This is a genomic window from Rhizobium viscosum (genome assembly GCF_014873945.1).
GTDB classification, from domain to species: domain Bacteria; phylum Pseudomonadota; class Alphaproteobacteria; order Rhizobiales; family Rhizobiaceae; genus Rhizobium; species Rhizobium viscosum.
Window position 1 is genome coordinate 143,251 of the sequence record NZ_JADBEC010000002.1, and the last position, 25,261, is coordinate 168,511.

Annotated in this window: 29 protein-coding genes and 1 pseudogene; 15 read left to right on the top strand and 15 right to left on the bottom strand. The window is 58.4% G+C overall.

The window, feature by feature from the left end:
* Nucleotides 1-31: 31 nt before the first annotated feature.
* From H4W29_RS21675 to H4W29_RS21685, 3 genes are all read right to left on the bottom strand, one after another.
* On the bottom strand, nucleotides 32-652 hold the full coding sequence (locus H4W29_RS21675) for a hypothetical protein (protein ID WP_246517400.1): 621 nt from the start codon (nucleotides 650-652) through the stop codon (nucleotides 32-34).
* A gap of 118 nt (nucleotides 653-770) precedes the next feature.
* Nucleotides 771-1,979, bottom strand: a complete 1,209-nt coding sequence (locus H4W29_RS21680) for a polysaccharide biosynthesis/export family protein (protein WP_192730943.1) — start codon at nucleotides 1,977-1,979, stop codon at nucleotides 771-773.
* 255 nt (nucleotides 1,980-2,234) lie between these two features.
* Nucleotides 2,235-3,668 (bottom strand): O-antigen ligase family protein, encoded by a 1,434-nt coding sequence (locus H4W29_RS21685; protein ID WP_210332349.1) that lies wholly within the window; start codon nucleotides 3,666-3,668, stop codon nucleotides 2,235-2,237.
* Nucleotides 3,669-3,993: 325 nt separating this feature from the next.
* On the opposite strand from H4W29_RS21685, the gene H4W29_RS21690 reads away from it, so the two are divergent.
* Nucleotides 3,994-4,587, top strand: coding sequence for a transglutaminase-like cysteine peptidase (locus H4W29_RS21690; protein WP_192730944.1), 594 nt, complete (start codon nucleotides 3,994-3,996; stop codon nucleotides 4,585-4,587).
* 99 nt (nucleotides 4,588-4,686) lie between these two features.
* Here H4W29_RS21690 and H4W29_RS21695 read toward each other — a convergent pair whose 3' ends face one another.
* Nucleotides 4,687-5,733, bottom strand: coding sequence for a substrate-binding domain-containing protein (locus H4W29_RS21695; RefSeq protein WP_192730945.1), 1,047 nt, complete (start codon nucleotides 5,731-5,733; stop codon nucleotides 4,687-4,689).
* 284 nt (nucleotides 5,734-6,017) lie between these two features.
* On the opposite strand from H4W29_RS21695, the gene H4W29_RS21700 reads away from it, so the two are divergent.
* The 6 genes from H4W29_RS21700 to H4W29_RS21725 all read left to right on the top strand — a co-directional run bounded on the left by H4W29_RS21700 (nucleotide 6,018) and on the right by H4W29_RS21725 (nucleotide 12,158).
* A complete protein-coding gene (locus tag H4W29_RS21700; protein ID WP_192730946.1) occupies nucleotides 6,018-7,052 on the top strand; it encodes a Gfo/Idh/MocA family protein in 1,035 nt (344 codons plus the stop codon).
* Nucleotides 7,053-7,063: 11 nt separating this feature from the next.
* A complete protein-coding gene (locus H4W29_RS21705) occupies nucleotides 7,064-7,966 on the top strand; it encodes a sugar phosphate isomerase/epimerase family protein (protein ID WP_192730947.1) in 903 nt (300 codons plus the stop codon).
* A gap of 65 nt (nucleotides 7,967-8,031) precedes the next feature.
* Nucleotides 8,032-9,264 (top strand): ABC transporter substrate-binding protein, encoded by a 1,233-nt coding sequence (locus tag H4W29_RS21710; protein ID WP_192730948.1) that lies wholly within the window; start codon nucleotides 8,032-8,034, stop codon nucleotides 9,262-9,264.
* 100 nt (nucleotides 9,265-9,364) lie between these two features.
* A complete protein-coding gene (locus tag H4W29_RS21715) occupies nucleotides 9,365-10,267 on the top strand; it encodes a carbohydrate ABC transporter permease (protein ID WP_183743004.1) in 903 nt (300 codons plus the stop codon).
* The gene (locus H4W29_RS21720) at nucleotides 10,264-11,091 is read left to right on the top strand and encodes a carbohydrate ABC transporter permease (RefSeq protein ID WP_192730949.1); all 828 of its coding nucleotides are present in this window, start codon (nucleotides 10,264-10,266) and stop codon (nucleotides 11,089-11,091) included. Before H4W29_RS21715 ends, H4W29_RS21720 begins: the two co-directional genes overlap by 4 nt.
* The gene (locus H4W29_RS21725; protein ID WP_192730950.1) at nucleotides 11,088-12,158 is read left to right on the top strand and encodes an ABC transporter ATP-binding protein; all 1,071 of its coding nucleotides are present in this window, start codon (nucleotides 11,088-11,090) and stop codon (nucleotides 12,156-12,158) included. Before H4W29_RS21720 ends, H4W29_RS21725 begins: the two co-directional genes overlap by 4 nt.
* Nucleotides 12,159-12,283: 125 nt before the next feature.
* Here the strand turns inward: H4W29_RS21725 and H4W29_RS21730 are convergent, their stop codons facing one another.
* The 3 genes from H4W29_RS21730 to H4W29_RS21740 form a co-directional block, all read right to left on the bottom strand.
* The gene (locus tag H4W29_RS21730; RefSeq protein WP_192730951.1) at nucleotides 12,284-12,475 is read right to left on the bottom strand and encodes a hypothetical protein; all 192 of its coding nucleotides are present in this window, start codon (nucleotides 12,473-12,475) and stop codon (nucleotides 12,284-12,286) included.
* 106 nt (nucleotides 12,476-12,581) lie between these two features.
* Nucleotides 12,582-14,192 carry a DHA2 family efflux MFS transporter permease subunit gene (locus H4W29_RS21735; RefSeq protein WP_192730952.1) on the bottom strand — a complete coding sequence of 537 codons (1,611 nt, stop codon included), beginning with the start codon at nucleotides 14,190-14,192 and terminating at the stop codon, nucleotides 12,582-12,584.
* Between the two features lies 1 nt (nucleotide 14,193).
* Nucleotides 14,194-15,207, bottom strand: a complete 1,014-nt coding sequence (locus tag H4W29_RS21740; RefSeq protein WP_246517401.1) for an HlyD family secretion protein — start codon at nucleotides 15,205-15,207, stop codon at nucleotides 14,194-14,196.
* A gap of 3 nt (nucleotides 15,208-15,210) precedes the next feature.
* Here H4W29_RS21740 and H4W29_RS34430 point away from each other — a divergent pair, with 3 nt between their 5' ends.
* The 3 genes from H4W29_RS34430 (at nucleotide 15,211) to H4W29_RS21750 (ending at nucleotide 16,549) form a co-directional block, all read left to right on the top strand.
* Nucleotides 15,211-15,558, top strand: a complete 348-nt coding sequence (locus tag H4W29_RS34430; protein ID WP_246517402.1) for a hypothetical protein — start codon at nucleotides 15,211-15,213, stop codon at nucleotides 15,556-15,558.
* Between the two features lie 329 nt (nucleotides 15,559-15,887).
* Nucleotides 15,888-16,109, top strand: a complete 222-nt coding sequence (locus H4W29_RS21745) for a hypothetical protein (RefSeq protein WP_192730954.1) — start codon at nucleotides 15,888-15,890, stop codon at nucleotides 16,107-16,109.
* A gap of 137 nt (nucleotides 16,110-16,246) precedes the next feature.
* Nucleotides 16,247-16,549, top strand: coding sequence for a hypothetical protein (locus H4W29_RS21750; RefSeq protein ID WP_192730955.1), 303 nt, complete (start codon nucleotides 16,247-16,249; stop codon nucleotides 16,547-16,549).
* 6 nt (nucleotides 16,550-16,555) lie between these two features.
* On the opposite strand, the gene H4W29_RS21755 is transcribed toward H4W29_RS21750, so the two are convergent.
* Entirely contained in the window at nucleotides 16,556-16,798 is a 243-nt protein-coding gene (locus tag H4W29_RS21755) for a DUF6074 family protein (protein WP_192730956.1), read from the bottom strand.
* Nucleotides 16,799-17,023: 225 nt separating this feature from the next.
* Between H4W29_RS21755 and H4W29_RS21760 the strand changes: the two genes are divergently transcribed.
* Nucleotides 17,024-17,803, top strand: coding sequence for a DUF1194 domain-containing protein (locus H4W29_RS21760; protein WP_192730957.1), 780 nt, complete (start codon nucleotides 17,024-17,026; stop codon nucleotides 17,801-17,803).
* Between the two features lie 16 nt (nucleotides 17,804-17,819).
* Here H4W29_RS21760 and H4W29_RS21765 read toward each other — a convergent pair whose 3' ends face one another.
* Complete coding sequence (locus H4W29_RS21765; protein ID WP_192730958.1) at nucleotides 17,820-18,056, bottom strand: LLM class oxidoreductase; 237 nt, start codon at nucleotides 18,054-18,056, stop codon at nucleotides 17,820-17,822.
* Between the two features lie 109 nt (nucleotides 18,057-18,165).
* Entirely contained in the window at nucleotides 18,166-18,309 is a 144-nt protein-coding gene (locus H4W29_RS21770) for a hypothetical protein (protein WP_192730959.1), read from the bottom strand.
* Between the two features lie 422 nt (nucleotides 18,310-18,731).
* Between H4W29_RS21770 and H4W29_RS21775 the strand changes: the two genes are divergently transcribed.
* A complete protein-coding gene (locus tag H4W29_RS21775) occupies nucleotides 18,732-18,878 on the top strand; it encodes a DUF1127 domain-containing protein (protein WP_183725306.1) in 147 nt (48 codons plus the stop codon).
* Between the two features lie 565 nt (nucleotides 18,879-19,443).
* Here the strand turns inward: H4W29_RS21775 and H4W29_RS21780 are convergent.
* Together H4W29_RS21780 and H4W29_RS21785 are read right to left on the bottom strand one after the other, a co-directional pair.
* A complete protein-coding gene (locus H4W29_RS21780) occupies nucleotides 19,444-20,373 on the bottom strand; it encodes a transglycosylase SLT domain-containing protein (RefSeq protein WP_376776586.1) in 930 nt (309 codons plus the stop codon).
* Between the two features lie 93 nt (nucleotides 20,374-20,466).
* A complete protein-coding gene (locus tag H4W29_RS21785) occupies nucleotides 20,467-20,730 on the bottom strand; it encodes a DUF982 domain-containing protein (RefSeq protein ID WP_007823346.1) in 264 nt (87 codons plus the stop codon).
* 317 nt (nucleotides 20,731-21,047) lie between these two features.
* On the opposite strand from H4W29_RS21785, the gene H4W29_RS21790 reads away from it, so the two are divergent.
* The 3 genes and pseudogenes from H4W29_RS21790 to H4W29_RS21800 all read left to right on the top strand — a co-directional run.
* Nucleotides 21,048-21,818 carry a siderophore-interacting protein gene (locus H4W29_RS21790; protein WP_192730960.1) on the top strand — a complete coding sequence of 257 codons (771 nt, stop codon included), beginning with the start codon at nucleotides 21,048-21,050 and terminating at the stop codon, nucleotides 21,816-21,818.
* A 133-nt stretch (nucleotides 21,819-21,951) separates the two neighbouring features.
* Nucleotides 21,952-22,134: a hypothetical protein gene (locus tag H4W29_RS21795; protein ID WP_192730961.1), complete on the top strand. Its 183-nt coding sequence runs from the start codon at nucleotides 21,952-21,954 to the stop codon at nucleotides 22,132-22,134.
* A 41-nt stretch (nucleotides 22,135-22,175) separates the two neighbouring features.
* A pseudogene (locus H4W29_RS21800) lies at nucleotides 22,176-22,400 on the top strand (DUF2934 domain-containing protein); the annotation flags it as partial.
* Nucleotides 22,401-22,418: 18 nt separating this feature from the next.
* On the opposite strand, the gene H4W29_RS21805 reads toward H4W29_RS21800, so the two are convergent.
* From H4W29_RS21805 to H4W29_RS21815, 3 genes are all read right to left on the bottom strand, one after another.
* Nucleotides 22,419-22,793 (bottom strand): hypothetical protein, encoded by a 375-nt coding sequence (locus H4W29_RS21805; protein WP_192730963.1) that lies wholly within the window; start codon nucleotides 22,791-22,793, stop codon nucleotides 22,419-22,421.
* A gap of 66 nt (nucleotides 22,794-22,859) precedes the next feature.
* Nucleotides 22,860-23,078, bottom strand: coding sequence for a hypothetical protein (locus H4W29_RS21810; RefSeq protein WP_192730964.1), 219 nt, complete (start codon nucleotides 23,076-23,078; stop codon nucleotides 22,860-22,862).
* A gap of 170 nt (nucleotides 23,079-23,248) precedes the next feature.
* A complete protein-coding gene (locus tag H4W29_RS21815) occupies nucleotides 23,249-25,252 on the bottom strand; it encodes an aldo/keto reductase (RefSeq protein WP_192730965.1) in 2,004 nt (667 codons plus the stop codon).
* Between the last annotated feature and the right edge of the window lie 9 nt (nucleotides 25,253-25,261).

Consider the following 25,261-nt stretch of genomic DNA (forward strand, 5'->3'; position numbering starts at 1 on the left):
CTGATAGCATTACATGAATTTAGAAAGCGGATTAGATGCTGCCGCTGACAGAGTTGTTGATGATAGTCGTAAAATTGCCGCCGCCTGAAGCGCCCGTCTGGAGCGAACCCCCGCTCTGGATGGCGCCGCCGCCATCCGCGCCATCAGCGGGTCCACCCAAACCTGACGCACCAGGGCCGCTGATATCACCGCCACCTGCAGGGCCCGCACCGCCGAGAGCCGCAACAGCGGTCTGGCCAGTCAGCGAAGCTTCAAATGCTGTGCGGAAGCTACCGAGCGCAGGGTTGCTGACGATTGCTGCTGCTACAGCTGCCGCAATCTCGTCGGCGAGATCGGAGTGCTGCGGACGGCAAACGTTGACGGCGCGCCCAAGGCCGGCGCCGATAGCTGCTCTTTGAGCATCCGTTGTTGCTGGATCGGCTGCCAGCGTCAACAGCGTTGCCGTGACGTTCGTTTCGGTTGCGGCAAGATCGCGAACCGAGCCACTGAGCACGCTGTCGGACGGATTGCCCGCGAGAATGCTTGCCGGCGTCGCATTGAAGGCGTCCATCTGCGAGCCACTTGCTGCGCCCGGACCTGAAAAGCAGTTGCCTGCAAAGGACGACGTCGCAAAGCAAAGGGCGCCGAATGCAAAGACAGCCGTACCTTTCAATATATTTTTCCCTGCCTTTACCATTCCCAGCCTCCAAAAGATAACGGAGCTTATAACATAAGCTCCGATGAGCGCCAGTCCGTTCAACGTCAGGTGCTCAAAGTATCGTTTAATATATTTAATCCCCAAGATCTCGGACTGCATCGCGCGTATCGAGGGCATCGTTAGAAACGCCCCTCACGGTGGATGTAACCGAGTTCAGGATATCGAGGAACTTCACGAGCTCAACAGTGTGAGCGTTGGAGATGTACATGACGTCCTTGTCGGCCATGCGGAACTCCTGAACCGCGAAAAGGGTCGCCGGATCGCGCAGGTTCGCTCGGAAGATGACCGGTACCTGGTCGCTCTTAAAGCGGCTGGTGTCGATATTTAGGCGTTGAAGAGTGCTGCGGTCGACCTTGCGATAAACTACGACTTCACGCGGATCGGCACGGCTATCGAGGAGGCCACCGGCCTTTGCCATGGCTTCGCCAAGGGTGAGGTTCGAATCCTCGAAGTCGATGCGGTTGTTCGTGCCGGAGGCGCCAAGCGCGATGAATGTGCGGCGCTCGTGCTCGACTGAAACCGTGTCGCCCGGCGCAAGGTAGATGTTTTCGGACGGGTTCTTCAGTAGAGTTTCGTAAGCGATGGTTGCCGTTTTACCGCGACGCTGCAGCGTGACGTTGGTCTCGATATTCGGAGTCGTAAGGCCACCTGCCTGGGAAATCGCATCGAGAATGCGATCACCGGCCGGCGAGAGAACGACCTTTTGCGGATTGTTAACGTCACCGACGACTGCCACTTCCGAAGAGCGGCTCGTAATGGTCGTGAGAACGACCTGAGGCTCGATCGCACGGCTCGCCAGCTTGTCTTCGATATCCTGTTCGACTTCCTCCTTCATGCGGCCGGCAGCGGGAACGCGGCCTGCATAGGGAATGCTGATCGTGCCGGCCTTGTCGATCGTCTGCTGAGGCAGAGTGATGTAGTTGCCCGGACGGCTGCCCGCGTCGGACGGGATGAAGAGACCGCCGGACTGAGCTTCGAAAATTGAAACCTGCACGACATCGCCAAAACCGATTGGGATGTCCGGAGCACCCCCGCGGCCACCGCCGAACCCACCCCGCAAAGTGCTTGACGGGATCTTGTCGAAATAGGGCAGAATCCCCTTGTTGAGATCGATCAGAGCATAGTCGATTCCAACCTTGCGCTCGGGTGTCGTGACCTTAATTGCTGCATCGCGGTCAATATCCGTATGGTCCGGACCGGACCTAGGGAGAGAAGTGCAGCTGGAAAGCGCGATCAGCATCGATACAATGATGCTGCCGCGTCGAGTTACAGGAATGCCCATCGTGACCCTACTTGGTAATAGCACTAGCACCGTCTAGCCCGGTGGCAACTTAAATGACAAGTAAATATCGGACTCTGTCAGATACTGCATACCTAACAGAAGGTTATTGTGGCAATAGGGCAACATGGTTTGTTCCAGTTATGGTAAATTAGAGAGAGTTGATACGTTAAGATTCTGTGGTAATTCGCATGCAACTCAAACGAATATTCTGATCTTCTTTAGTGGCGATTTTATGTGCAGCCGGCCTTTAAATCGTCATATTCCAAGGATCTCCGCTGGGCGCTCGATTCTCACGCCGGATGGCAGGTCCTTCTTGTTTTCACTGGCCCTTTCTTCGCGCCCGCAGCAAATGGAGATAATCGTCGCGAGAAATGCGGAGAAGAATACGGCAAAACCGGGTATCTGAATCGAAAAGTCGACGGCGGAATGAACCGCCGTCAGCAAAGTGCCTGAGCAACCCAAAATTGAGTAATGTCTGAGCCGACGGCGGGCCTGATAACCGCTCCAGAAGGCGCGCATGAGCACAAAAAAGATCAGGCAGACGACGACAGGGAATATTATTCCCAATGTCAGAAAGCCCTCGAGGTAGGAGCTGTGCGCCCTGTCGACAATGCCGCCAATTCCGCAATCGGGCGTTCGATAGGCTGAAAAAACCGTGCGGAATGTGCCGAATCCGGTTCCCTGCAGCCAGTTCTGCGAGAGGGCGTGTATCGTATCGGACCAGACGCAGAAGCGATCGTCATCAGTGCCTCGCTGATCTGCACGCAGGATGGCTCTACCGCCGAAAATAGTCGCGAAAACGAGAACAAGGGCGATCGCTCCGGCCACCGTGAACCATCTTCGGGTCACCGAGGTGCCCGCTTGAGGGGACAGCCTGGAGCGTCTGCTTTTCCACTGGCCGGCGAGATAAGGGAGGTAAAAGATCGAGCCGAGGCCTGTTGCAAACAGTCCGGCACGGGACTGTGTGAGCATGAGCGCGGTCAGGCAGGAAAGGCCGAGGCCGGCGAAAATCCAGAAACGGAGGCCCTCGTTGAAACTGCCTGATGGCGCGGATGAAAAGCCGAAATAGGCGCGGCCGTTTTCCGAGGCAAATGTCGCGAGTATCAGAAAACTCAGCCCCAGGAAGGTCGCCGCCGTGTTGCGGTTGACGAAGACTGCAGTAAGGCTGTCGAGATAATAGCGCTTGCTTTCGGTCAGCAGCATCTTCGGAAAGAGCAGAAACTGGCCAAGTCCGAAGAGCGAGATCAAACCTGCGCCAACGGCGAGCATCATTAGAATACGCCGCGCCCGCCTGTCCGTATCGGCGATGATGAGCCCGGTCAAAAAAGTCATGACGGGCAGCGCTATATACAGAAGCGACGCGAGTGTGTCGGCCGGCGCGACTGATATCGTGTCTCTCGAGGTGCCGGCGAGCGCGTCAGCATCCTTCCAGATCGGATTGACGAGGGATGGCCACGGGATGCGGACAGTCTGGATGACGATCCAGGCCGAGGTGATGATGAAAAGAAGCAGCGCCGAGACGAAGACCCAGCGAGCACGCCGGGGCTCACCGAAAAGCAGGAGTGCCGCAAGACCCAGCGCGAACATGCAGATTGCGACGGCTGCGAAAGGCTTTGCGTCGACCAGGCCGAACGGAATGACAGCAGCCAACACTACCGTGCTGTAGAGGCCGGCAATTATGGTCTTCAATCTATCCGTCACAGACACGGCCAAACTTTGAAAGGTCGGCCGCCCCTCCGGCGCCGCTGTGCTTGTGTCTGCAAGAATTACGCGACCTTTGCAATCCCGTGCGGCGCTGGTGCGACAATCACACCAGAATTGGCCACAACATTCGATCGCTTCAAAAAACGCACTTCGTTAAAATTGTTGAGAACGATTTAAAGCGATCGAGAGCGCTGCCTCTGTATGGTCCCCGTCATTGGCTGGAGTTGGATAGAGCTTCGACCAATGGAAGCCGGATTTCAACCGGCATGGACATTCGACCGCAAAGCGGTCGTCGAAACGGGGTAAGAAAATGCTTAAGCACGCATTGGTTGCTGCGGTGACGCTTGCATCTCTGTTTGCGGTTCAGACCGCGCAGGCGGCCGGTCCCGGCGGTATTGCCCGCGGATTGAAGGCAGCGCCGGCATTCAGCTATATTTCTGAAAAGCGCCGAACTACAGCACCTTTCGCGCATGTGATGTTCTGCGCGCAAAATCCCAATGAGTGCGTGGCACGCGGCGGAGCTTCTGAGGTTTCGCTAAGCGCGTTCGCAAGCAAGCAGCTTCGATCGGTCAATGCCTCGGTCAACGGCTCGATCCGCCCGATCAACGACCGCCCGGATCAGGGCGATGTTTGGCAGGTGAATGTGAAATCCGGCGATTGCGAGGATTTCGCGCTGACGAAGCGTGATCATCTCATCGCCATGGGCTGGTCGCCGAAGGCGCTGCGTATTGCCGTTACCAAGACACCCTATGGCGAAGGCCATGCCGTTCTCGTCGTCAAGACCGATCAAGGCGATCTGGTACTCGACAACCGCTCAAACGCGATCAAGGGCTGGAAGGATACGGATCTGCGCTGGCTGATGATCCAGTCCGGCGACAACCCGAGAGTATGGTACGAACTTTGATCGAAATCGGCCAGTGCGGATGAAACGGGCCGCACAGACGGTTTTCAGTTGCCGCGTTAGTTTCTAATCAAGAACGCGGATGGCGTGACGCGCATTGCGTCACGTTTTGGATCCCAGGAAAAAGGCATCACTTTCCGCGGGCACAAGCTCCAACGGCCAGATGCGGTTACGCACTCCATCGCGGTAGGTTTCCGAATAGGCAGGCATCCCCGCAAGCAGGGTTTCGGCAAGTGCTGCGCCGAGGTCGGGCAACGACATGCGGAAGCAGGTGAGGGTCGGCTGTAGGAACTTGGCGCGGGGTTCCTCGCGGAAGCCGATGACGGCGAGATCGCGGCCGGGGACGATGCCGGCTTCGACCAGGCGGCGGTAGAGGCCGATCGCCATCAGTTCGTAGATCAGAATGATCGCTGTCGGTTTGTCCTCGATCCGCAGCAGTTCGTCGCCGGCCTGATAGCCGCCCTGTTCACTGGATTTCACGCGGATCACCAGCTTCGGATCATAGGCAATTCCGTGCTTCTCCAGAGCCTTCCGGTAAGCATCGACAAAGATATAGCCGAGATTGATCTCCCCTGACGGTGCGGCAATCGCAATGCGGCGATGCCCCTTCGCGACCAGCCGGTCGACGGCGCAGGTCGCGACGCCTTCGAAATCAAGGTCGATCCAGGTGAAGTTGCCGCCGCCGGAAGAGCTGCGACCGAGTGCGACGAAGGGAATCTTCGCCTTGACGAGCAGATCGATACGTTTGTCGATGCGTTGGGTGGCGGAAATGATCATGGCATCGACGACACGGCGCGCCACCATGCGCTTCAGATATTCATAAGGGTCTTCGTCGCTGGGGCAGGGGAGCATGACGAGATCGAGCTTATGTCGCGAGAGCACGCTCTGCAGCCCACCGGTGACGCCGAGGAAGAAGTTGTCGCTGTTTTCGACCGTCTCCTTGCTGGATTCAATCATCAGGCCGATGACGTTGGTTGTTCCCTGACGCAGGCTGCGGCCGGATTGATTGGCCACGTAACCGAATTCTTCGGCAGCAGCCAGCACGCGTTTGCGGGTCTCCTCGTTGACATCGGCCTTGCCGTTCAGCGCGCGCGAAACCGTCCCGATCGATATATCGAGATGTTCTGCGAGCTGGCGGATACCCTTCATCTGGCGATCTTTCTTCCGGGCGGATCATCTCCTCTTATTGCCATGGGAAAACGTTTACGGAAAGCATTTGCCGTCAAGACGGAATGTATTTTTGCGGGGTTTGAAAAAAATTTTGTTGCTGCATCGCCGAAGGTTTTGCCTAAGCGCCCGTTCGCATTGTGATTTTCCGCAGCATTTTGACGAACCATGCTGGCATTGACAGCAGCAAACGTTTCCGCTTAGTATCGTAAACGTTTACGGAAGGCGTTTCGGGAGGAATCTGAAGCGCACCGCTGGAGGAAATCGTGAAATTGAATGCCGTTCTGTGCGGGTGCGGAGCTATGTCCAAAGGCTGGCTGCGCGCTATCAAGGAAACACCTGATCTTGCCGAGGCAATCGAGGTCGTCGGCCTCGTCGACGTCAATCCGGCCGCTGCCGAAAAGCTCGCCGAGGAATTCGGCTTGAGCGCGGCTCGCATCGGCACCGATCTTGCTGCTGTTATCGCCGAGACTAAAGCAGATATCGTCTTCGATGTCGTCATTCCGACTGCTCGCTTTAATGTCGTCTCAACGGCTATGAAGGCCGGCTGCCATGTGCTCAGCGAAAAGCCAATGGCGACTTCGCTCGTCGAAGGCACAGCACTCATCGATCTCGCAGCCGAAACCGGCAAGATTCATGCGATCATTCAGAACCGTCGCTTCATTTCCGGTGTGCGCCGCCTGCGTCGCTTCGTCGAAAGCGGTGCAATCGGCGAGCTGACCGGCATTCATTGCGACTTCTTCATCGCTCCGCATTTTGGCGGCTTCCGTGAAGAGATGGACAATGTCCTGCTCCTTGACATGGCGATCCATACTTTCGATGCCGCCCGCTACGTGGCCGGCAAGAAGCCGCTCGCCGTCTATTGTGTTGAGCGTAATCCCAAAGGATCCTGGTATCGGCATGGCGCTTCGGCCAATGCGACCTTCGAATTCTCTGACGATGTGGTCTTCACCTATCGCGGCTCCTGGTGTGCGGAGGGCGAGCGCACGAGTTGGGAAAGCCAGTGGCGGATCGTCGGCTCGAAGGGCATGCTGACCTGGGACGGCGAGGACGGGTTCAAGGCGGCAACCTCTGGCGACGAGACGGGCCTGCTTCATGGCTTTTCACCCGTCGAAGTTCCCGCGCCCGAGCGTGTGGAAGAAACACATGGCCATGCCAGCGTGATTGCAAGCTTCGTCGAGGCGATCCGTACCGGCAAACGGCCGGAGACGGCCAGTTCCGACAATATCAGAAGCCTCGCCATGGTCTTCGGTGCGATCGAAAGCGCCAAGACCGGACGACGTGTTGAAATTTCAGCATAAGGATAGATGACGTGAGCAACCCCGCCAAAGCCATTCGTATAGGTACTATGGTCAGCGCCTCAAAGGGCGGTGCCGACAAGCGCATTGCCCAGATTGCCGACATGGGTTTCGAAAGCTTCGAGCCCTTCTTCTGGCAGACCACCAACGGCCAGGATCTTGCAGAACTCGGCAAGCGCAGCGTGGAAGCGATCGGTGATCGCGACATCACCATCTCGACGCTTGGCATGTTCGGCAATCCGCTGGAGGAGACGGATATGGACCTGCAGACGCTGCAGGGATGGAAGGATTGCATCGATAACGCCCATCACTTCGGCGCCACCTGCGTCGCGGGCTTTACCGGCCGCATCCGCAACAAGCCGCTGACTGAGAGCCTGCCGCGTTACAAGCAGGTCTGGAGCGAACTCGCCAAGCGCGCCGCCGACAAGGGGATCAAGATCGCCTTCGAAAATTGCGCCATGGATGGCAACTGGGCGACCGGCGACTGGAACATTGCCCATAATCCCGATGCCTGGGAGCTGATCTTCAACGAGACGCCCGACGATAATATCGGCCTGGAATGGGAGCCGTGCCATCAGATGGTCTATCTGATCGAGCCGCTGCCGCAGATCCGCAAATGGGCGAGCAAGATCTTCCACGTCCACGGCAAGGACGCGACCATCCGCTGGGATGTGATCAAGGAACACGGCATCTTCGGCAAGGAAAAGTTCGTCTTCATGCGCACGCCGGGCTTCGGCGACAGCAACTGGACCGACATCATTTCCGAGCTGCGGCTTGCCGGCTGGTCCGGCTCCATCGATATCGAAGGCTGGCATGACCCAGTCTATCGTGACGCCCTGGAAATGACCGGCCAGGTCTATGCATTCAATCATCTGAAGCATGCCCGGGGCGGCGATTTCGTCGTCGATCCGGTGTGAGGAAACATGGCCGGCACGGAGGACATGCCGGCCATTTCAAAGGATAACCACAAAGGAGGAGAACCATGGCTATCCGCAAATTTGCAGTTCTGGGCGCGCTGGCGCTTGCTGGCGTTTCGCTCTTCGGCTTGTCCGCCAAGGCGGAAGACGTCAAACTGACGCTCTGGTCGCTGGACAAGGACACTCAGCCGGCGCCGAACCTGGTCAAGGAATTCAACGACCAGCATAACGGCATCACCATCGAATATCGCCTGATCCAGTTCGACGACGTCGTTACCGAAGCGATGCGCGCCTATGCTACCGGCCAGGCGCCCGACATCATCGCTGTCGACAATCCCGAGCACGCGCTGTTTTCCTCGCGCGGCGCCTTCCTTGATATCTCCGACATGATCAAGAATTCGAAGGTCATCAAGCCTGAGAATTATTTCCCGGGACCGCTGAAATCGGTCGAGTGGGACGGCAAATATTTCGGCGTGCCGAAGGCGACAAACACGATTGCGCTCTATTACAACAAGGACATGTTCAAGGCGAAAGGCCTCGATCCGAACAAGCCGCCTCAGACCTGGGACGAACTTGTCGAGGATGCACGCAAGCTGACCGATCCGGCCAAGAACGTCTACGGTCTTGCCTTCTCGGCAAAGGCAAATGAGGAAGGCACTTTCCAGTTTCTGCCCTGGGCGCAGATGGGCGGCGGCAGCTACGAGCACATCAATGCCGATGGCGCGGTCAAGGCGCTCGAAGTCTGGAAGACGATCATGGACGAGAAGCTCGCCTCGCCTGATACGCTGACCCGCGGCCAGTGGGATTCGACCGGCACGTTCAATTCCGGCAATGCCGCCATGGCAATCTCCGGCCCCTGGGAGCTGGACCGCATGGTGCAGGAAGCCAAGTTCGACTGGGGTGTAACGCTGCTGCCGATTCCGAAGGAAGGTGCGGAGCGCTCTTCGGCAATGGGTGACTTCAACTGGGCGATCTTCTCGACCAGCAAGCATCCGGCCGAAGCCTTCAAGGCGCTCGAATATTTCGCATCCCAGGATGACAAGATGTTCAAGAACTTCGGCCAACTGCCGGCCCGTTCCGACATCTCCATCCCTGAGACCGGCCAGCCGCTGAAGGATGCCGCGCTGAAGGTCTTCCTCGAGCAGCTGAAATACGCCAAGCCGCGCGGTCCGCATCCGCAGTGGCCGAAGATCTCCAAGGCTATCCAGGATGCCATCCAGGCAGCACTCACCGGCCAGATGAGCGCCAAGGACGCGCTGGATCAGGCTGCTGACAAGATCAAGGCAGTCCTCGGCTAACTGGCATCACCGGATGGCCGTCGGCCATCCCATCTTTTCCTCCCGGCAGGGGCTGCTGCGGCATCAGCTAGGCAGCCCCGTTCGGAGCATCGGAGGACCCATGAGAAGGATCCTTTCCAGCGTCAGGGATGGCCGCGGTTTCGATATCGTGCTTGTCGCCTTTCCGCTTGGCTTTCTGTTTCTGATGGCAGGTCTGCCACTCATCTACAATGTCGTGATGAGCTTTCAGGAGGTTGATATGTTCAGCCTCGGCACCTTCTCGCGCCCCTGGGTGGGCTTCAAGAACTACACGGATCTTTTCGCGCAACCGGAAACGCTGCCGATCCTCTACAATACGGCGATCTTCGTCGTCGGTTCGATCGCCGGCCAGTTCCTGATCGGCTTCGGCCTGGCGCTGTTCTTTTGGGTCAATTTCCCCGGTGCATCCTGGCTGCGTGGCCTGTTCCTCGTCTCCTGGGTGATGCCCGGTCTTGTCGTCGGCGCGATCTGGAACTGGATCCTCTCGGGCGATTTCGGCGTGCTGAATTTCATCCTGAAGGAAAGCGGCATCATCTCCGGCAATATCTTCTGGCGTTCAGACCCGCATTATTCGCTTTACGCCGTCATCATCGCCAATATCTGGCTTGGCACGTCCTTCAACATGATCCTGCTTTCCGTCGGCCTTTCCGGCATTCCGGGCGATCTCTATGAGGCCGCCGAACTTGACGGCGCCACGGCGTGGCAGCGCTTCTGGACGATCACGCTGCCGATGATGCGCTCGACGATCGGCGCCATCATCGCGCTCGGCCTGATCTTTACGCTGCAGCAGTTCGACCTCTTTGCCGCCATCACCTCGGGTGGACCGAACAATTCCTCCAACGTCACGCAATACTGGGCCTGGGATTTGTCTTTCCGCCAATATGATTTCGCCAAGGGCGCGACCATTTCCGTCATCATGATCGTCTTCGTGATGTTTGCCTCTGTCGTCTACGTGCGCTCAACCCGCCATGAGGTGCGCGGATGAGCGAGACTGCACGCAATCGATTGATGCTCGTGATCGCCATTATCATGGCGGCGATCTATCTTTTCCCGCTCTATTGGATGTACATCACTGCGCTGAAAAGCGGCTCGGAGATGTTTGCCACACCCCCGAGCTTCTGGCCGGCCTCGCCGCAGTGGGGCACCTATACCTATGTCTGGGAAAGCCGGAACATGGGGCTCTATCTCTGGAACTCGCTGGTGATTGCGATCGGCGCGGTCGTCATCATTACGGTGCTCGGTGTCGGCTGCGCCTATGTGCTGGCGCGCTATCGCAATATCTGGGTGGATATAGGTCTCTTCCTGATCCTTATGCTGCAGGTCCTGCCGGCTTCGCTGATGATCACGCCGATCTTCGTCGGCTTCTCCCAGATTGGCATGCTGAATTATCCAAGGCTCGCCGTCATCATTGCCATCGCCGCAAAGAGCATGCCGTTCTTCGTGGTGCTGGTACGCGCTACCTTCATGGCGGTTCCGATGGAGCTCGAAGAGGCGGCCCTCGTCGACGGCAATTCGCGTGTCGGCGCCTTCTTCAACATCGTGCTGCCGCTTGCCCGCAACGGCATTCTGGTCAGCGCCATTCTCATCTTCATGCAAGCCTTTGGCGAGTTCGTCTATTCCAAGTCGATGATCCAGGCGGCCGAGCTTCAGCCGGCGAGCGTCGGGCTCAACTCCTTCATGGGGCCGAACACCAATGAATGGAACAACATCATGGCCTACGCCACGATGTATGTGACGCCGATCCTTGCCATCTTTGTTCTTTTGCAGCGCCGCATCGTATCCGGCCTCACCTCGGGAGCCCTCAAATGACCCCTCAGATCGAGCTTGCCGGCGTCAACAAATATTACGGCGCCTTCCATGCCTTGAAGAATATCGACCTCTCCATCGCCAAGGGGACCTTCGTCGCGCTTGTAGGCCCTTCCGGCTGCGGCAAGTCGACGCTGCTGCGCTCGCTCGCCGGGCTGGAAACCATCTCCGATGGCAGCCTGAAGATTGCCGGCGAGCTGATGAACGGAGTGCCGCCGCGTAAACGCGATGTCGCCATGGTATTCCAGTCCTATGCGCTCTATCCGCATATGACCGTTGAGGAAAACCTCACCTACAGCCTGCGCATGCGCGGCGTTGCAAAGGCGGAGGCGAAGAAGGCAGCCGAGGAGGTCGCAGCCACCACAGGCCTTTCGCATCTGCTGAAGCGCTATCCGCGTGAGCTTTCCGGTGGTCAACGCCAGCGCGTCGCCATGAGCCGCGCCATCATCCGCCACCCGAAGGCCTTCCTCTTCGACGAGCCGCTGTCCAATCTCGATGCGGCCCTGCGCGTCCATATGCGCAAAGAGATCCGCGCGCTGCACGATCGTCTGCATGCGACCTCGGTCTATGTGACGCATGACCAGATCGAGGCGATGACCATGGCGGATCACGTCGTCGTCATGCGCGATGGCATCATCGAGCAGCAGGGCAGGCCGCTCGATCTTTACGACAAGCCTGCCAACAAATTCGTCGCCGGTTTCATCGGCTCGCCCGCGATGAACTTCATTCCGGCGATTGCCGGCGAGGATGGAAAAAGCCTCACGCTCGATCTCGGGGCGCTCAGGCAGCAGATCGCCATCGACCATCAGATACAGCCAGGTCGCAGGGTCACCGCCGGAATCCGCCCCGAGCATATAGGCATCACCAATCAGGGGCAGGGGAGTTTTGACGTACCGGTCGCAGTCGTCGAATCCACGGGTTCCTCGACCTTCATCACCGCTGCAACGACGCCCGAAATGACGATTGTTGAAACGGGCAGGGGATCGGTTCAGCCGGGCCAGACGATCGGCGTCACCGTCGATCCGGCGCAAGTGCATCTCTTTGATGAGACGAGTGGCATCAGAATTTGAGATCTGGTTTCGGCTGATCGGGTTCCCGCAGTAACCCACAGCGGGACACGGCTCGACCATCACGCACCAGCGATAGATCTGATTGCTATATTCTCGGCCGCTCGTCGGCCGAGCCGTCGCCGTGCTTATCGGGCGAGCGAAGCCGGTGCAGCTTGCTTGGCTGCCACTTCCGTATCGTGCGGTCGTTCGTCAGAGTTTGCCCACACGGCCACAGCAAGTCCTGCGACGATAAAGTAGGGCAGTTTGCTTGAAAGCTTGAGCTTGCCGGAAACGGCATTGCCGCGAGTGCATTCAAAGCCGGACATTTCTGGGGTCATCAGTACCTGTCTCGTGTGAATATCACGTCGCATACATAGTACATGCGGCGATTCGAATGAACCCCCAGATTGGGGGATATACAAGAAGTTGCTGACATCAGGCAGATCAATGTCCGCCCTGATGGCCCGAACCCTCGCCAAGGTCGATTTTGCGCAGGATGAAAGCGAGCGGCAGAACCGCGAGCGATAGCCACATCAGCGTGTGGAAAACATCGATATAGGCGAGATAGCTTGCCTGGATCTGCACCTGCTGGCCGATCCAGGCCATGGCCTGCGATTGCGCATCGATCGCTCCGGTCCCTCTATCGGCAAAATATTGGGTCGCGCCCTGCAGGGCTTGGTTGTAGGTGGGATCGGAGGGGATGATGTGCTCGACCAATCGGCTCTGATGCCACTGTTCCCGGTGGGCGAGCACGTTTGATGCGATCGCAACGCCGATCGAACCACCTGTGTTGCGCGCTGCATTGATGAGGGCCGATGCCTGGTCCGTCTGGTCCGGCCTCAGGCCATCATAGGAGGCTGCGGTCATCGGGATGAAGATCAGCGGCAGGCCGAAGCCGAGATAGATGCGCGACCAGACGAAGAAACCGAAGTTCAGGTCGGCGTTGAGGCGTGTCATGTCATACATGGCGGCGGCAATGATCGCGGTGCCGATGGCGATCAGATATTTCGGCTGGATTTTGTTGGAGATCCGTCCCGCCACGAACATCATGAACATCGTGACCAGGCCGCCGGGCGAAAGCGCAAGCCCGGCCCAGGTCGCCGTATAGCCGAAATTCTGCTGCAGGACCTGCGGGATGAACTGGGTCGTGGCGATTAGGATCGCCCCCGTCGCCAGCATGACAATGAAACAGGAACCGAATTGTCGGCTTGCAAGCAAGCGCACGTCGACAACAGGATTGGCCGTTTTCATCAGCCATGGGATCGCAAGAAGAAAAGCTGAGATGCAGATTGCCGTGGCGGCAATGATGAAGTTCGAGCCGAACCAGTCTTCCGTCTGGCCACGGTCGAGAACCAGTTCGAGCGCCCCGAGAAAGGTCGCGACCAGCAGGAAGCCGACAATATCGAAACGCACGCCTTGCCGGCGCATCCGTGCGCGTTCCTGGCGCAGTGAATCCGGTTCGTCCACGAGAAAGTAGACAAGGATGAAGGCGAAAAGGCCGACCGGTCCGTTGATTAGGAAGCACCAGTGCCAGGAGAAATTGTCAGAGAGGTAGCCGCCGAGCGTCGGGCCGACCACGGGAGCGACGACCACGGCGACGCCGAACAGGGCAAAAGCCTGGCTGCGCTTCGATGGCGGGAAGGAATCGGCGAGGATCGATTGGGAGATCGGCACCATGCCGCCGCCCGCAAAACCCTGGATCATGCGGAAAATCAGCAGGGATTCCAGGTTCCACGCAAGGCCGCAGCAGAGAGAGGCAATGGTGAAGGTCGCAAGGCACATAAGGTAGAAGCGCCGTCTTCCGTAACGTTTGGCAATGAAGCTGCTGGCGACGAGAATGATGGCGTTGGAAACGAGATAGGTCGTGACGACCCATGACGCCTCGTCGGCGCTTACGGCAAGACCGCCGGAGATGTAGCGCAGTGCCACATTGGCAATCGTCGTATCCAGGACCTCCATGAAGGTCGCGAGCGAAACGACCAGCGCGATCAGCCACGGATTGGCAACTCTTGCACCGGATGCGGGCGTGCCATCCGCCGTTGTGGCATTACTCATGTCAGTTCCTCGGACGCACGGTTACCGTCGGCACTACGGACATGCCAGGACCGATCGCCACATCCTTCGGCCAGTTATCGACGACGATCTTGACCGGCACACGCTGTATGACCTTCACATAGTTGCCGGTGGCGTTTTCAGCTGGAAGCAGTGAAAAGGCGGTGCCCGATCCGGGCTGGACGGAATCGATCCGGCCACGAAGGACATGATCCGGATAGGCGTCGATCGTCACATCGACAGGTTGGCCCGGCCGCATGTCCGTCAGCTGTGTTTCCTTGAAATTGGCCGTTACCCAGATCTCGTCGGGCACGAACATGGAGACAGCCTGTCCAGCCTGGACATATTGCCCTTTCGAGCCGCTGAGCTTGACGACACGGCCGGGCTGCGCAGCCGTGATCGTTGTATAGCTGAGATTCTGTTCGGCCGCTTCGACCTGCGCTTCTGCCTGATGCAGACTGGCAACGGCACTTGCTCGTTGTGCTTCGGCGGCCGCTTTGTTCTTGATGGCCGAGATGACACTTGCCTGCGCCTGAGCGGTACTTGCTCTATCCTGCCTCAACGTGGACGCTGCCTGCTGTGCGGCCTGTTCTGAGCCGGCACCGCTTTTTACCAGTTGCTGCTGCCGGTCGCTTTCATCCTGCGCATACTGAAGGGCGGCTTCCGCCGAGGTCTGCTGCGCCTTGGCTTCGTCGATCGCTGCGGCTGCGGCGGCAATCTGCGCTTCGGCGCTGGAAATCGCTGCCTTTGCGACATCGACCTGGCCGTGCGCCTGGTCCAGTGCGATCTGGTAGTCGCGGGGATCGATTTTGGCAATGACTGCGCCGACGTCGACATGCTTGTTATCGGAGAGGGGAACATCCGAGACATAACCCGACACCTTGGCAGCGACCGAGAAGCTGCGGGCATCGACGAAGGCGTCGTCCGTCGTCTCATAGGGATGGAAATAGATCAGCCAGATGAAATAGCCGGCGACAGCAACAACAACAAGCACAAGAACGACGAGCAGGGTCGCCATCGGATGACGCCTGACAATGGAGGGGCGCTTCTCGGCTTCGGCGTTCTTTTCAACCTCTTTGGTCAGGGCTTCGTTTTTTGCAGGATCGGAGAGCTGATCTTGCCCGGCGGCGGCGGGCTGGTTCTGGGGCACGGCAATGTCTTTCATTTTGAAAACCTGAAACCAACGCCGGATCATCGGCTTCGGTTCCGGTCAAAAATGCCGCACGGATGGAAGGAGGGCGAAACGCCGAAAGTCGCCGACGGCTGCAGATCAAGGCGTTGGCGGGGATTGAAGCATCCGTGCTTAGTCTATGTGCTGCCGAAAGGTGATGTGCCGATGGTCGAATCCATCGCGCCGCCGGCGAAGTAAGCCGCATACGTCAACCTTCCTCTCTGTGGCCCGGCCTCGCCGCGCACAAGGTCGGCGGCATTCGAGAATAATCCCTCAGATCGCGGTGCACCCCCCAGGAGATAATCCAGTCCAATGCGTTCGGTCGAGGAAGCCGTCTGCAGACATCTCGAAGCGGCAGCCGGTTGTGTCATTTTTAAATGCTGGCAAATAGACTGACAGTTATGGTCCCTTCAGGGGCAAGCTGCGGAAGATTGTCGGCTTCGACGCTGGATATCTGTCGCTGTCGATCGAAGCGCGATAGTAATGTCTGTGATGGGAAGATGTCAGACCCAACAAGCGAGCGCATTATGACCAACTGTTACATCAAACCTCGGGACGAAGCGCTGACATCGGATGACCTCGCCACATGCCAGAATGTGCTGGATTTGCTGAAGGCCGCGTTCGGTCTTGCCGATGACGACGAGGAGGTGAGCCGGTCGGCTGCAATCATTATCGAACTCTACCGTCAGGGCGTTCACGACGAAGAACAACTGAAGACGCTGGTCTTTGCCACGCGCGGCAAGATCTGAGGCCGGCACGTCTTCAATGTGGATGGATCGATCTGATTTGCCATCCCAAATCCTACCTTTATCGCGCGACATCAGCGCCTGCTGTTGCGATCGAAGCCGCAGGTGCTGTTGCTAAACCGCCCGCATCAGGAGGTCTTATGAGAAGTTTGATTTTAGTGGCTGCCCTCTTGCTCCCTACAGCTGCCTTTGCGCTCGACGCGGTGGAGGTCAATGCGCGCGACCATTCCTGCCGCGAGCTCGCACAGATTATCCAGCAGAAAAAGGCTGTCTTCGTTCGCATGGGCATTGGAGGCCGGAGCTTCCGTTACCCGCCGGCGCGATGCCGGCTGGGCGACAAATACAGCGTGGCCAGAGTACGAGCGGCCAATGGGGAAATGTGCGTGCTCGACTACGAGTGCGTTTACGACCCGCAATCCTTCTACAACCGCATTCCCAAATAATAGTTCTTATCGCTCTGCTGCTGCGGCGTAGACGACTTGAAGTTCCATCTGCACCGCATCCATGAACAGGGCGGCCTGCCGCGAGAGTTCGTGATCGCTGCAGCCCTGGTCTCTCAAATTGGCTGCGAACCCGGCCATCTCCGACCGCCAGAAGCGGTTGGCGGCCTCGCCGTGAAGGTTCTGAAGGGCCTCGGCACAGCGCCTGATATCGGCTGCGCGTCGGTCGGCGGGAAACTGCAGAAGCGGCATGCTATCTCCGTCATTGCTGGGCGAATCGCCAAGTGTCCCGCAGAATGGCTGTGAGTTCTTCACAAGTGGTGAAGCCGATCGCACAGACATGACACCACAAATACTGCCTGATTGTCGGATGGCACCCGACATCACTGAAAATTGACAGAATGCAATCTGGCAGCAGTCGCCGTCACGCCAGGCTATGCTAGAATCTTCAGCTGAACGCAGTGATGGGAAGTGATGATGCTGACGACACTTGCGATGCTCGCGAGCCTGTCTGGCGCTGCCGCCACGATCGCGCAATCAAGCCAAAATGAAGTCGACGTCGAGCTAGTGCTGGCCGTCGATACGTCCCGCTCGATGGATTTTGAAGAGGTCCGCATCCAGCGCGAGGGCTATGTCCAGGCGTTGCGGCACAAGGAGTTCTTCGACGCGGTGAAGGGAGGCCTGATCGGGCGGATCACCGTCAGCTATTTCGAATGGGCCGGCTATGTCGTGCCCGGTTCCGTCATCGATTGGCAGGTAATCGAGACGGAAAAGGATGCGATGGATTTTGCTGACAAACTGGAGGCGCGACCAATTGCCACCCAGCGCCGCACATCCATATCCGCAGCGATCGTTCAAGGCGCATCGATGCTTGCCGCAAGCCCCTATAAGGGAAATCGTGAGGTGATCGACGTTTCCGGCGACGGTCCCAACAATTCTGGCGATCCTGTCACACCTGCACGCGATGCGGCTCTGGAGGCGGGCATCGTCATCAACGGACTGGCCATCATGCTGCGGCCATCCGATGTGCCCGAGGGGCTCGACAAGTATTACGGAGATTGCGTGATCGGCGGCCCCGGCTCCTTCGTTTTGCCGGTCCACAAGATCGAGGATTTCGCCGTTGCCGTCCGCCGGAAGCTCGTCTGGGAAATCAGCGGACTCGAGCCGCCGGTACAGATCCGAAAAATTGCGACGAACCAGCCGACAACGGATTGCCTTATTGGCGAGAAGACTTGGCAGAATTTCTTCGACCGCTAACCGCGTACCTCAGAGACTATCGAGACGCCTGCGGTTCTGCGGCCTGGTTCAGCCGTGGCAAAACTTCCCGTGCGATGATCTCAAGATCGGCTATCGCCTTGCGTCCGTCGACGAGCAGGTTGAAAGCAACGTGGTGAATGCCGAGATTGCGGAAGGCAGAGAGAATGTCGAGCAATCCCTCTGGTCCGGTTTGATATCCGAGATTGATCTCGTCGATACGGTCCGATGGCGTATCCAGGAGATTGAGAGCCATGGCCTGACCCATGCAGCGGAATCGGAGGGGCCGGTGGTAGGTCATCTAGGGCTGCCCAAATTCACTTGGGTGATCCGGACAAGCTTTGCAATAGGATAAGATGTTGCCGCTACCAGAGGGCGACCGGTGCACTTGCGAGAAACTGCTCGAGAGCGGAGGCGACCGCGGGGGCGACGGCCACGATCTCTTCATGGGCGGCGAAGACGAGCAGCCCTAGCAGCGAAATCACCGATCCGACTTCCAGGGCAGACATCGGTCTGGCTTCGGACGCGGGAAGGCTGGTGGATAGAATGACGATGGGTGGCCGGATCGTATTTTGTCCGTTGTCGTTTGCGGGATGGAACAGGCGGACGGGACGAGGGTAAGCGAGACGGGATTTACTGCATATTCCAGGATAGGTTTCGCAGACTGAGTTAGACATCGAATTGCCCCTGATCGGCTTTGGAGGATCGGGATCACGTGGGGCTTCGGCGGGCCTTCTTCAACTATACTCACGGATAGGAAAGCTGCCTAAGAAGAGGGCCATTAGTCCGCCTTGCCATGCGTCTCATGCATGGGTGAGCTGTAGTCTGAACGCTACTCATTTCTGTAGACCGATATTATATGTTCCTCATCAAAGCGAACGAAGCGCCGCTATCTGGCAGCTGTCGCTAGACCCACGGAAAGGGGATTACAATGAGCATCGCACGCACCTTCAACAACTGGCGCAAGTATCGTCAAACCGTTGCTGAGCTTGGCCGTATGTCGAGCCGTGAACTGAACGACCTCGGTATCGCTCGTGGCGATATTCGTGACGTCGCACGTGCAGCCATTGGCCGCTAAGACCAGTTTTCAATGAATGCCAGACGCGCTCGCCTGATGAAGGCGGGCGCGTTTTTGCATCATATGAGCTCTTCTTCTGACGCATAGCGCATGGCAGCCTTGCAAATATATGCCTAGAAGACCGGCAGCGATCGGCCTACATACCAGTTCAACGAAGCGATGAAACTCCTCCCTCGTCGCTTTGTCCGAGACGCGGCTTACCTCCTCCCAAGCCAGCGTCTACGTGGCGGCATCCTCCTCCCGGCGCCACGCGTGATGAGGGCGTCTGCTGGATCTCCTCCCCGGCAGACGCCTTACTCTTTTCGAGCGCCAACCTCAGTTACCAATAGTCTCGACAAGCTCTATCAGTGCTTTGAAGGAACATGTACGATCAGTGCAGCCGTAGCAGGCCACATCGCAGCAACTGAGAATGCAGTCTTTTTTGGCTTGGAAGCGGCTGGATCCTAGAGCGCTGTGCGTCCCTTCGGACGCACAAAGGACGCTCTAGCTCTTCACGAACATAGCAAGCCCGGCGGCAGATCGGCACTAAACTGTCGGATAGGGGCGAGCCGCGATGTGCTCCGGATCAGCGATTCCGGAAGACAGTGCAGGCAACACCGGCCGAGCGGATCGTGCTGCAGAGCTTGGTCGCTTCGGCCCGTGTCTCCCGGCCGATTCTCGCCGCATAGCGTGGACGATAGCCGAAGTTTCCGCCCCTCTGGCGCACGATCAGGGCGCGTTCGGCGTTCAGCGGTTCGGGAAGCTTTGTGAGCGATATGGTGAAGAGCCGGTCCGCCACGGACGGATTGTAATGGGCGGCAAGCTGTACGCCCCACGGTGCCCAGTCGGCTGATCCGGTCAGGACCGGCTCGTTCATCTGCCGCGTCTCGGCAAGCGCCACGCATGCCTGACGGAACGGCATGCCGTCACGCAACTCAGGCGCAGCGGCTTCCGGAGGGCTGTCCCGCCAAGTCTCGACGGTCTGCCGGGTAATTGCAAACACATAGTCGCGCGTCTCGATCGGCAGGCGGCCGGAGGAGAGAAACCGGCTGAGGCCGGATTCGCCGGCATTATAGGCGGCAGCGGCAAGTCCGAGATTGCCGAAACGAAGCCTGAGTTCGTCGAGGTAGGCGGACGACGCTTTGAGCGCCTGGACAACATCGAAGCTGTTTTCCAGGGCTCGCAGCCGGGCAGTGCCCGGCATGAATTGCGCAATGCCCTCCGCGCCCTTCGGGCTGACCGCTTCCGGGCGGAACAAGCTTTCGCGCCAGATCAGGCGGGCAAAGAAGGCAGGCGGAATGTTATGGGTTGCTGCGAAACGATCCATCACGGCGCAGAGATCGGTATTGAAATGATCTTTTCGAATGCAGAGCGTTTGCCCGTCATCAGCGTTGCCCTGGTAAAGGCAAGACGGTTCGGGAACGGATGGCTCTGCGGCCCTGACCGCGGGCGCCATGATAACCCACACGGCGGAAACCAGCGCCGTAGCCGTTAAGCCTATCCCGCATCTCATCATCGCCAAACCCTGCCTGACGAGATCGTCGCGGTTTTCAGGCGAGACGGCAAGCTTCCTTTGTCAGTCCGCAGCGTTAGCCACGGGCGGCGGGTTTCAGTGCACGACCGTCAAGATCGCAATGCCGGCTTCGGCTGCCGCACGGCGGATGGCGTCCTGCAATTCACCGACATCGATCTGTCCGCTGATCGCATCGACGCAGGCCTTGACGGCCACGACATATTCCTCGCCGTCCTCTGACGGCCAGTCCGTTATTAAAACCTCAGCGGCGTCTCGCAACGTTCTGAGGACCCTGTATTTTTCCCGGCCACCCAGCATCAGCACCAGAGGGGGGAAGCGCTCGTATGTGTTCCATTCCATTACACTTGGTCTCCCCAACGTAAGGATATTGGTAACGTTGCAAGAACCATACCGATCGCGTGTGAAAATCATGCATCCGACAGATTTAGGGTTGCGGGTCGAATTTGGCGTTCGGGCAATGTTCTAAAATGGAGCTAGATACTCAAGTTTTTATTGCATCTTGTTCCGGCCTTCGTTAAGGAAAGACCGTCATTGGCTGGAGATGCTCCTGCCACGTAAGCGTTAACGTCACTCAACGCGTATGATCGAACGGCTTTGCGGCTTCGATCTGCGCGACTATGTCCTGCGGATCGTTCCCGAAGCCCCGGAAGGACATGATGGATAACAATCAATCCACAATTCACCCGTTCCCTGCACCCATGATCGAGCGGGTTCGCCATGAATTGCGCCGTCGTTCGCTGACGGTCGAAAGCGTGACCGATATCACGCCCGGCATGCGGCGCATCGTGCTGAGGGGTGAAGACCTCGCCGATTTCACCAGCCTCGCACCTGATGATCACATCAAGATCATCGTACCCGGCGCCGGGGGCGTCGAGGAACGTCGGGACTACACGCCGCGCCGCTATGATAATGCTGCCCGCAGCCTGACGCTCGACTTCGCCCTGCACGAGGCCGGTCCGGTCACGCAATGGGCGATCGACGCCCAGCCCGGCATGCCTCTTGAGATTGGTGGCCCGCGCGGCTCAGCCGTGGTTGCCGGCAGCGTGAAGAGATGGCTTTTGATCGGCGATGAGACGGCTTTGCCCGCCATCGGGCGGCGCATCGAGGAGAGCGGCGCCGATACGACCATTGTGGCAATCGCCGCGGTCGCGGCCCCGGAGGAGGAGCAATCCTTCGAGACAGCTGCAGCACTTACAACGCGCTGGGTTTACCGTCCTCTCTCCGATGCGACGAACGCCGAACCGCTGGTTGCTGCCTTGGCTGGGATCGACATCGTTCCCCAGACATTCGTCTGGATTGCAGCCGAGGCGTCGGTGGTGCGGGCAATCCGTGCCTATCTCACTGAAGAACGCGGCTATCCGCTGAGCTGGATCAAGGCCTCAGGCTATTGGGTCAAGGGCAAGGCCGATACGAGCGAGAAGTTCTGATAGCCGAGAAAGTCCTCGGCTAAGCCATATCGCTCCTGCCAGTCGGCCGGAGCGGCCTGGCAAGACCCTCATTTGAACTCTGCGGCGGAACCTCGAACGAATGCCGGTGTTTCCTAAAAAAAGGAGATGCGTCATGGGCACGAAGGATACTAATGCCAAAGCCGAACAGCGCCGTCCCAGTGATGTCCGACCGATTGCCGAAGCGCCAGATCGTGCGGACAAGGAGTCTATTGCTCCTCCGACCGTCCAGCCGCCGGGCGTCAGGGATGAAAGCGAACGGCCGATCGTCGATCCGATCACCGGCGTCGCCCACTGACGAGAAACGCCGGCGGATTCGGGACGATTGGAGGTAACAGGATGGCCAAGGACAAGGAAGAAGCAATTCGGCAGCGCGCCTACGAGATTTGGGAGCAGGAGGGCCGTCCGGAAGGAGCGGCGCTTCGGCACTGGCTGCAGGCATCCGACGAGTTCAGCGAGGATGAGGAACACGAGACGATGCAGGAGTTGATCGATGAAGACGATCGCGACGATGCTGCTTTGCTCCAGGGCGCCGGTGAGAGCGGTGACATTCATACGCGCCGCTAATCGCGCATAGGTAGATTATTTCTCGGTTCGCTCCAGTAGAATTCGGGCTTCCTCGAAGCGGCGCTTTCGATCGGCATCATCCTCACCTGGTGAATAACAGGTATTCGAGACGCAGAACCGCGCAAGCTGACGCGGTTTGTCGACCTTGTCGAATTCGCATTCGAACGTATCGGTCATCTCCGCCGGTGCAGTTCCCGGTCGCGTCGAATAGGTCATGCGAACGCCCGGTGGCTTGAGTTCCGGGAAGGATTGAACCGTGCCGATCGAAAGCTGATCGCTCATGAAGAAACCTTTGGCGACTGATTGGCATGTCGCCTCCAGATCCGGGGATTGGGCGAAAGCTGTCGCTGGAAACAGGATAATGCCGAATAATACTAAATGTTTACGCAAGGGCCTCTCCTCCTGATATCGTTCAGAGTGAGGTAGCGCCAATACGGCAAAAACAAGTGGGGCGTCTTAGGCGGCGCCGGAAAAATCTTCCGACAGCAGACCAAGCAATTCGTCGCGATCCCGCACCCCGAATTCGAACCAGTCGACCAGCGCTTTCGCTTTTGCCATTCCGAGATCGCTGTCACGGCTGCAACGTGCGGCCGAGCACCAGTCCCGGTGAATGCCGTCGAGAAAGTTCATCGTGTCCGACGTCAGCACTTCCTTCGGCCAAACCGTTCGCGTCATTGCCTTGCTCCCTGGTACGGGCCTACACTAGATGACCTATGGTTGAGGGCAATGGCGAGAATGCAACACTAGTGGATTAGTTGTCATTGACCCCTGCATCGTCGCGCAACAGAAAAGCGGCAGGCGTTGAGGCCTGCCGCTTGTCGTCATACATTCTCTTAGAGGGGCAATCAGGCTTCCAGCCACTTCACCTGTTCGGGCGTCAGCTTGATGTCCAATGCCGAAAGGCTGTCTTCCAGTTCTGCGATCGTGCGCGGCCCGATCAGCGGAATGACCGGGAAGGGCTGGGCAATGACATAGGCAAGCGCGATATGGATCGGATGCCGTCCAAGCTCCTTGGCAAGCGCGATTGCCCGGTCACGCCGCTCGAAATTGCGATCCGAATACCAGCACCGCACGATCTCCTCGTCGTCGCGCTTGTCGCGGCCGGCCCGGTCGGTGAAGAAGCCACGCCCCTGGCTCGACCAGGCGAAGTTGGGGATCTGCTTTTCGTTCAGCCACTTCTTCCACCCGTCATCAGATGCGGCCACGCAGCCGGCCCAGATCGGATCGAGCATTTCGGCGAGCGAGAAGTTATTGGAAAGGGCAGCGGGCGCTGCCTTGCCGTTCTTCTTCGCATAGGCGGTCGCCTCGTCGAAACGTTCGCGCGTCCAGTTGGAGCCGCCGAAAATGCCGCGGATGCGGCCACGCTTGACCTCGGCATCCATGGCATCGACGAATTCGCCGACCGGCACGTCGATGTTATCGCGATGCATGAAGTAGATATCGACATAGTCTGTCTTCAGGCGGTTGAGAGACTGGTCGAGCTGCTTGCTGATGACATCAGGATAGCAGAGCGGCGAGTGGGCACCCTTGCCGATCAGCACGATCTCCTCGCGCGGCACCTGACGGCTCGTATGCCAGTCGCCAAAAATGCTCTCCGTCTTGCCGCCGCCATAGACGAAGGCAGTGTCGAAGACATTGCCGCCGGCTTCATAGAAGGTGTCGAGCGTCAGGGAGGCGGCTGCGAAATTCGGGAAGAATTCGAAACCGAGGGTGACGACCGAAGCCGGCTTGGAAATGCCGGGGACCTGGCGCTGCGGAATGGAGCTGCCGCGCCTGACGGCGTTGCCGGCAATGTTCAAGGTGCGCTTGGCGGCTTTCTCGACGCCATATTCGAGACCAACCGAAGCGCGCCATTGGTCGAGCACCTTCAGATTGTTGATCGAGTCCGCCCAATTCATGCCAGGGGAGCGGAATTCCTTCTCGCCGGCGCGGATCGCGTCACCGGCAGCATCCGCTTCGAAGGAGTAAAGCCAGCGGTCTTCCTTGACTTCGATTGTCTCCTGCTCGCCGTTCTTGAAGATCTCGATCTTGCCGATCCCGCCTTTGTGGCCGGAGGCGAACCAGAAATCCTTCACCTCGATACGGCCCTGCGAGCCGATGATGCGCAAGACATTGTCCTGTTGCGCCATGATCGAGCACGAGACTTCGGCGATGATCTCGTTCGGGAATTTGAGCACGGCCGAAGCCCACTCGTCGACGCCGGATTGGCCGAGATGGGCGACACCCGAAACCTTCTCCGGATCGAGGAAGGGCTTGCCGGCCGCCGCACCCGCGATCAGCCGCGCCATGGAAACCGGATAGCCGCCGACATCGAGAATGCCGCCGCCGGCCGTTTCATTGGCAAACAGGCGGTGTTCCGGTTTGTAGCTGCCCATGCTGAAGCCGAACGAGGAGCGGATGATGCGGATTTCACCGATCGTGCCGCTTTTGACGAGTTCGACCAGCTTTTCGGTCTGCGGATGGACACGATACATGAAGGCTTCGCCGGCAAAGACGCCTGCCTTCTTCGCCTCATAGTAAATCGCCTCGGCATCATAGGCAGAGAGAGCGATCGGCTTTTCGACCAGCACATGCTTGCCGGCGCGGATCGCCTTGATGGCCCATTCGGCATGGCCGGTATGAGGTGTGGCGATATAGATCGCATCGACCTCGTTGTCCTTCAGCAGTGCCTCGTAACCCTTGACGATACGCGCACCCGGAAAGCCATCGGCAAGACCGGGCTTGTCGGGATTGCGGGTGGCGATCGCCACGAGTTTGCCGGTGCGCGAATGCGCGACGCCATCGGCAAAGGTACGAGCGATGGTGCCGGGGCCGATAATGCCCCAGCGGATCGGATTATCTGAAGTCATGACTATCCT

Bases quoted from the DNA above. Each gene is read 5' to 3' on its own strand.
- H4W29_RS21815 (WP_192730965.1), bottom strand. From the start codon at position 25,252: ATGACTTCAGATAATCCGATCCGCTGGGGCATTATCGGCCCCGGCACC.
- H4W29_RS21780 (WP_376776586.1), bottom strand. From the start codon at position 20,373: ATGATGAGATGCGGGATAGGCTTAACGGCTACGGCGCTGGTTTCCGCC.
- H4W29_RS21725 (WP_192730950.1), top strand. From the start codon at position 11,088: ATGACCCCTCAGATCGAGCTTGCCGGCGTCAACAAATATTACGGCGCC.
- H4W29_RS21695 (WP_192730945.1), bottom strand. From the start codon at position 5,733: ATGAAGGGTATCCGCCAGCTCGCAGAACATCTCGATATATCGATCGGG.
- H4W29_RS21735 (WP_192730952.1), bottom strand. From the start codon at position 14,192: ATGAGTAATGCCACAACGGCGGATGGCACGCCCGCATCCGGTGCAAGA.
- H4W29_RS21790 (WP_192730960.1), top strand. From the start codon at position 21,048: ATGGATAACAATCAATCCACAATTCACCCGTTCCCTGCACCCATGATC.
- H4W29_RS21770 (WP_192730959.1), bottom strand. From the start codon at position 18,309: ATGTCTGCCCTGGAAGTCGGATCGGTGATTTCGCTGCTAGGGCTGCTC.
- H4W29_RS21810 (WP_192730964.1), bottom strand. From the start codon at position 23,078: ATGACGCGAACGGTTTGGCCGAAGGAAGTGCTGACGTCGGACACGATG.
- H4W29_RS21680 (WP_192730943.1), bottom strand. From the start codon at position 1,979: ATGGGCATTCCTGTAACTCGACGCGGCAGCATCATTGTATCGATGCTG.
- H4W29_RS21760 (WP_192730957.1), top strand. From the start codon at position 17,024: ATGCTGACGACACTTGCGATGCTCGCGAGCCTGTCTGGCGCTGCCGCC.
- H4W29_RS21740 (WP_246517401.1), bottom strand. From the start codon at position 15,207: ATGGCGACCCTGCTCGTCGTTCTTGTGCTTGTTGTTGTTGCTGTCGCC.
- H4W29_RS21715 (WP_183743004.1), top strand. From the start codon at position 9,365: ATGAGAAGGATCCTTTCCAGCGTCAGGGATGGCCGCGGTTTCGATATC.
- H4W29_RS21775 (WP_183725306.1), top strand. From the start codon at position 18,732: ATGAGCATCGCACGCACCTTCAACAACTGGCGCAAGTATCGTCAAACC.
- H4W29_RS21785 (WP_007823346.1), bottom strand. From the start codon at position 20,730: ATGGAATGGAACACATACGAGCGCTTCCCCCCTCTGGTGCTGATGCTG.
- H4W29_RS21720 (WP_192730949.1), top strand. From the start codon at position 10,264: ATGAGCGAGACTGCACGCAATCGATTGATGCTCGTGATCGCCATTATC.
- H4W29_RS21750 (WP_192730955.1), top strand. From the start codon at position 16,247: ATGAGAAGTTTGATTTTAGTGGCTGCCCTCTTGCTCCCTACAGCTGCC.
- H4W29_RS21755 (WP_192730956.1), bottom strand. From the start codon at position 16,798: ATGCCGCTTCTGCAGTTTCCCGCCGACCGACGCGCAGCCGATATCAGG.
- H4W29_RS21690 (WP_192730944.1), top strand. From the start codon at position 3,994: ATGCTTAAGCACGCATTGGTTGCTGCGGTGACGCTTGCATCTCTGTTT.
- H4W29_RS21795 (WP_192730961.1), top strand. From the start codon at position 21,952: ATGGGCACGAAGGATACTAATGCCAAAGCCGAACAGCGCCGTCCCAGT.
- H4W29_RS21765 (WP_192730958.1), bottom strand. From the start codon at position 18,056: ATGGCTCTCAATCTCCTGGATACGCCATCGGACCGTATCGACGAGATC.
- H4W29_RS21710 (WP_192730948.1), top strand. From the start codon at position 8,032: ATGGCTATCCGCAAATTTGCAGTTCTGGGCGCGCTGGCGCTTGCTGGC.
- H4W29_RS34430 (WP_246517402.1), top strand. From the start codon at position 15,211: ATGACGCCTGACAATGGAGGGGCGCTTCTCGGCTTCGGCGTTCTTTTC.
- H4W29_RS21745 (WP_192730954.1), top strand. From the start codon at position 15,888: ATGACCAACTGTTACATCAAACCTCGGGACGAAGCGCTGACATCGGAT.
- H4W29_RS21730 (WP_192730951.1), bottom strand. From the start codon at position 12,475: ATGACCCCAGAAATGTCCGGCTTTGAATGCACTCGCGGCAATGCCGTT.